General features: G+C 50.9%; 3 protein-coding genes. All 3 read left to right on the forward strand.

The window, feature by feature from the left end:
• A partial coding sequence (locus J2T37_RS11325) for a hypothetical protein (protein WP_253355972.1) occupies positions 1-187 on the forward strand: 187 nt, incomplete at its 5' end.
• Between the two features lie 189 nt (positions 188-376).
• A complete protein-coding gene (locus J2T37_RS11330) occupies positions 377-2,926 on the forward strand; it encodes a TonB-dependent receptor plug domain-containing protein (protein ID WP_253355974.1) in 2,550 nt (849 codons plus the stop codon).
• A 92-nt stretch (positions 2,927-3,018) separates the two neighbouring features.
• Positions 3,019-5,781 carry a M16 family metallopeptidase gene (locus tag J2T37_RS11335; protein WP_253355976.1) on the forward strand — a complete coding sequence of 921 codons (2,763 nt, stop codon included), beginning with the start codon at positions 3,019-3,021 and terminating at the stop codon, positions 5,779-5,781.
• The last annotated feature ends 276 nt before the right edge of the window (positions 5,782-6,057 follow it).

The raw sequence follows: 6,057 nt of genomic DNA on the forward strand, positions 1-6,057 counted from the left end.
TCATTACAATCTTTCTTGTCAGGAAAGGCAGTATGCTACTACATACTGGCCTTTTCTGTTTTTAAGAAAGTTGCAGTTGGTATGCGAATGTAAGGGCCTTTTGTTTAAAGCAGAAACCGTTGGAAATAAGGAGGATTATCCATTTATGAAAAAATACAACACATCATTCCGCAAGGATAAAATTTAATTGATAAGCAATATCATTAGTAGTAAAATCCGCCACGAAGTTTGTCTGATTATTCTTATTTTTGCAAAAAACCGTTAAATTTTTGTGGAAATGCAAACAGTCAAAACCAAAACACAAATACAAACACAACACCGAAACAAGGCCGTCTGAAACGGCATTTTCCAACCTTTAAAAAACAGAGATTGACAGATGAAACCTACCGTAATGATACTGGCACTGGCTTCGGCCTTTTCCACGCCTTATGCTTTTGCCGATGAAACGGCAACGGCTGAGAATGCAGAAAACAATGTGGAATACAGCACCGACTTGGGCGAGCTTGTGGTACGCGGCGAAACTTACGCCAATAAAATGGGTACGCAGCGTATCAGCGAGGAAAAAATCGAACGCCGCCCCAGCACCAACGGCAACCTGACCGAATTGTTGAAAAACAATGCCAATGTACAGTTTTCCAATACAGCGGAAAGTTCCACCAGTGGTGGGGAAATCAAGCCTGACGAAGTATCGTTTCACGGTGAAAAATACTACAACAACAACTTCACCATCGATGGCATTTCCAACAATGACAACCTGAATCCGGGTTCGGGCGGTTACTATTCGGCGACAACTGTGGAAGGTTTGAATCCTTGGGATTTACCGGCCGGCGGTACGCAATCTTTTTGGATTGACAGCGGCTTGGTTAAAAATCTGGAAGTATTCGACAGTAACGTGGCGGCCAAATACGGCAACTTTACCGGCGGTGTAGTCAATGCCCAACTGAAAGATCCGAGCACCACCAAGGCCAGCGGTAAGATTTATATCCGAACCACCCGCGATTCTTGGGCCAAACAACATATCGCCCCGGGTGATGAAGAGGATTTTGAAAATACGGCAAATCTGTACCAGCAGCCGCAATTTACCAAAAAAGAATACGGTGTTGTCATCAACCAGCCGATTAACGACCAAACCGGTATTCTTTTCTCATATGGCAAAAAAACATCCAATATTCCGTTTACCCACGGCACATTGCGCAATGCCGATGAAGCCACAGCGGTAGTCGGCGAAAATACCTACCGTTCCAGCCAATACCGCAGCAATGAAACATGGCTGCTACGCGGGCTGCACCGTACCGATTCCGGCGATACATGGAAAGCAACAGCCATGTATTCGCCACATGAATCGCGCTATTTGGTGCGCAATGTGGCAGACAGCAACTTTGCCAACAAAGGCGGCGGTGTCCGTTTTGATTTGGAATGGGACAAGGCATTTGATTGGGGCAATATGACCAGTCAGATTGCCTATCGCAAAACAGGCAATGAAATCAAATACGATGCTGATGTTTACCGTCTGTACCGCCGTACTGCCAGCATTCCGTACCGTAGCAGTAGCACTACGGTAGGTTCAGGCGGTTACGGGGAGTGGGAAACCGAGAAAAGTACGTTTACGCTGAAGCAGGATTATAATTTTGATTCCTTCTTTACCGGAGCAATCAAGCATCATGTCGGCTTCGGTTGGCAAACCGATTTTTCTGAGGCCAAATATGACCGCGCTTCAGCAGCCAATCTTTACACTTATACCGCTTCAAGCTCGGTAACGTGTGGCGATGCCGAAGAATGTATTGACGGCGAACAGTATGCCAGCCGTTGGACAACTTATGCGGCGCGTAACGTCAAGGTTAAAGACAACGTGTATTCGCTGTATGTACAAGACAATATGAGCTGGAAAAACTTGAGCGTGAATGCCGGTTTGCGTTTTGACCGTAATTCGTTCTTGGGTAATAACAATATTGCACCGCGTCTGGCTGTGGCCTATGACTTGTTTGGCGATACGCGCAGTCGGGTTTTCGGCGGCTTGAACCGTTATTACGGCAGCTCTATTCTGGCATATAAACTGCGTCAGGCGATTGGCAGTAATGAGACGTGTACCCGCACTTTGAGTAACGGTACACCCGGAGCATGGGGTTCTTGTACCTCGGGTACGGGCGGTTCGGTCAGCTATGATGTATCCGGTTTGAAAACTCCGTATAGCGATGAAGCGGTCTTGGGTTTTACCCAAAAAATGTTTAATACTGTATGGACAGCCAAATGGGTACACCGTAACGGCAAAGACCAGTTTACCCGCCGCAACCGCAGCGAAACCGATACAACCCGCATTATGACCAATGACGGTTGGAGCAAAAACAATACCTTTACCTTGTCCGTCGCACCGGAAAAAGCACATGAATTCAAATATGCAACCATAGATTGGAACTTTGGTGTTTCGGTACAGAAAACCAAGACTAACAACAGCTATTACGATTCATCAAGCTACAATGACACGGATAAAGCCATTTATCAGAATCAATTGATGAATGCGGAAGAATTACCGCCGACCGATTTCAATGTGCCGTGGCGTACATTCTTGTCGTTGAATACGTATTTTCCAAAAATCCGTTTGAATTGGGATCAACGTTTCAGTTGGAACGGCGCACGTAAATACCTGTATGCATCCAGTACGATTGATTGCTCAAGCAGTACGACCTATGCTTCTGCCTGCGGCAGCTATACCGGTGAAGCAACCTTATATAGGGATGCGGAACTGAAACGCGCATTTATTGTCGATTGGCGTTTTGCCTATAGCAAAAAAATGCCGTTCGGTCACAGCTTGGAGTTGACCTTGGATGTCAACAACGTGTTTGACAAAGTAACCTTCAGCACGACCAGCAGCGGTACAACCTACAAAATGGGTCGTAACTACTGGTTTGGCGCAAGCTACAAATGGTAAACCCGCGTAAAGCAGCTTAGCCTTTTTCAGACGGCCTAGTATCATCTAGGCCGTCTGAAATTTTATACTTTTCATATAGAAAACAAAATCCTATGAATCCTCTAATCCCCCAAATCATCCTCACCGCTGCTGTGACTACTGCGGCCTTGCCCGCCCATGCCGAAAATACCTATACCACAGGCCGTCTGAATAACGGTTTGGTTTACCACATTCTCAATGCACCCGCCGAAAAAGGGCGGGTGGAAGTGCAGTTGCAAGTCGGCGTGGGTGCGAGCGACGAAAACGGCACATCGGAAATCGGTGTGGCGCATATGGTCGAGCATATGGTGTTCCGCCGTGCGCCGGATTATCCCGACGGCGTGGGCGATACCCTGATTGCGCAGGGCTGGCGGCGCGGGGCGAATTTTAATGCCATGACCAATTACGAGCGCACGCTCTACCGTTTCAGCCCGAACAAGGGTAAGCCGCAGTTGGACGATACCTTGAAAGCGCTGTCGGCGATGGTGTCGCCGCACCGTTTCGCGCAGGCTGATTGGACGAAAGAGCAGCAGGTCATCGAAGCGGAATGGCGCAACGGTCTGGGCGTGTCCGAGCGCATGAACCGCAAGCGCAACGAAGTCTTGCGCAGCGGCAGCCGCCAGTCGCGCCATGCGATTATCGGCACGCAACAGAGTATTCAGACCACGCCGCTTTCGGTGTTGCAGGCGTTTTTCGACCGCTGGTATGTGGCGGACAATATGCAGATTATGCTGGCGGGTGATATTGCCGAGGCCGAGGCCAAGCCTTTGTTGGAACGCTATTTCGGCCGTCTGAAAACAGGTAATTTGCCCGACCGCAGCGGGGCGTATTACGAGCCGGAGTTAGTAAAAGGCTGGCATGTGGCGCAGTTGCAGGATAAAGACAGCGGCGGCAGCTTTGTGGCGGTGTTGTTCCGCCAAAACGACGTGCCTTCAAGGGTTTACGGTGATATAAGCGGCACGCGCGAGCGCATGATTGACCGCTTTGCCGCGCAGATTCTGGCGCAGCGGGTGAAAAATAATTTGGGCGGCCTGCCCAAGGCGGTGAGCACCATCACCACGCGCAAAGCCGACATCGGCCGCGAAACGGTGGCGGTGGGTTTGGTGGCTTCGGTTACGCCCGACGGCCACGCGCAGGGTTTGCAGGAAATTCTGAAATTACGCGAGCGCATTTTGCGCGAACCAGTGTCACAGGCCGAATTTGACGAATATATGAATACCATGCAGGCGGCGGTGAAACGCGCCGAAACGAAAACCACGCTGCCCGAGCCGTTTGGCGACGCGGTGCAGTCGGTGAGCGAAAAAGCATTCAACGGCCAACCGGTAACCACGCAGGCGCAGAATGCCGCCGCTGCCAAGCCGGTATTGGCCGCGCTAAAGCCCGCCGATATTACGGCGCGTTTGCAGCAATGGCTGAACGCCGATGACAAGCTGGTGCAAATCCAAGCGCCGGCCTTAACCGAAATCAAAGATTTTCCGACGGCCTCGGAGATTGAGGCGCAGGCAGGCCGTCTGAAAACAGCGGCATTGCCCAAGCTGCAAGCGAAAACGCAAGCGGGCAAGGGTGCGTTTGCCGATAAAGCCGTCAAGGGCAAAATTACGGCCGAAAGCTACGACAAATCGTTGAAGATTACCCGCTGGACACTGAAAAACGGCGATAAAGTGGTGGTCTTGCAAAACCCTGTGGCTGACGGAAAAACCTATCTGCAAGCCTACGGCCATACTGGCTTTATGAGCGCGGGCGCGAATCCGTGGCAGTCGCAACTGGCGCAGCAGATTGTGTGGCAGTCTGCGCCGCAAGGCTGGACGGCGGAGCAGCTGAACGAGTGGAAAAAAGCGCACAAAGTCAATCTGGGCATGAGTTTGCGCAGTGTCGACAGCAAGCTGGAGGGCAATGCACCGGATAAGGAAACCGAAAACCTGCTGCACCTGTATCACGCGCAGATGACCACGCCGCAGGTGGGCGAAGGCTACCGCGATTCGATTATGGCCATGATGCGCCGCCTGATTATGGACGAAGGCGCCAGCCGCGCCGCCAAAGACAAGGCGGTAAGCGAATTGCGCTTCGGCGGCAAAGCCTATGCCGCGCCGACGCAAACCGAATTGGAAGAAACCGAAGAAGCGCAACTGTTGGCGCAATGGGAAACATTGAGCCGCGCTCCGACCACGTATTACATCCTGACCGCGCAGAAGCCGTCCAAACTCAAACCGCTGGTGCAAAAATATCTGGCCGGTATTGAGCGCACGCCGTCCGGCGCGGCCAAGCCGTATCAGGCATTAAGCGGAGCCAAGGTAGAACGTCTGCCGGTGAACACGGAAAACCGCAGCGATGTCGCCGCCTGGTCGTTTACGCCTTACCAGTGGTCGCCGCAAACCGCCGCCCAAATCGCCATCTTGCGCACGCTGGCCTACGAGCAGCTCAAAGGCGAATTGCGCGACAAAGCGTTGGGCGTGTACAGCCTGAAATTTGAAAGCACGCTTAATCCCGACAGCAACCGCGTGGAAAGCGAGCTGCGCTTTGCCACCACGCCGGATAAGGCCGACGCGCTGTGGCGTTTGGGCGAAAGCACGCTGGCCGCTTTGCCGCAAACGATTAGCGAGCAGCAGGTTGCGCCGCTGCGCAGCCAGTTTGTCGAACAGGAAAAAGGCCGTCTGAAAAGCCCCGAGATTTGGCTCAACCGCTTGGTCTTGAGCGAGCAGCATTTGGGCGACGCGCGTTATCTGCGCGAAATGGACAAGCTGGCTGACAGCCTGACCGCCGAACAATTACGTGCCACAGCCAAGCTGTTGTGGAATCCGCAAAACCGCAGGGTGTTGATTGCCGATCCGATGAAGTAGGGTGATAGAAAACGTGAGTTCGGGATAGGCATTTTAAATATTTTTATTGTTTTTAAAAATATGCGGATTCTGTCCAGTAATAGAAACACGTTTCTGAAATTTAAAAAGATATTCCATATGCTTATCCCGAACTCACGTTAGAAAAGGCCGTCTGAAAAAATTTCAGACGGTCTTTATTTTATAAAAGGGGCTGTACTAGATAATTAGAGCAAATTACCTTTTACTAACTGTTTCAAAATAGAAATTTGAGATTTTATTTCACTGTTGTTAAAACGC

Origin of the sequence: Neisseria perflava, from assembly GCF_024170405.1 — a bacterium.
Taxonomy (GTDB): Bacteria; Pseudomonadota; Gammaproteobacteria; order Burkholderiales; family Neisseriaceae; genus Neisseria; species Neisseria perflava_B.

Coding starts and splice junctions, on each gene's coding strand:
- J2T37_RS11330 (WP_253355974.1), top strand. CDS start 377: ATGAAACCTACCGTAATGATACTGGCACTGGCTTCGGCCTTTTCCACG.
- J2T37_RS11335 (WP_253355976.1), top strand. CDS start 3,019: ATGAATCCTCTAATCCCCCAAATCATCCTCACCGCTGCTGTGACTACT.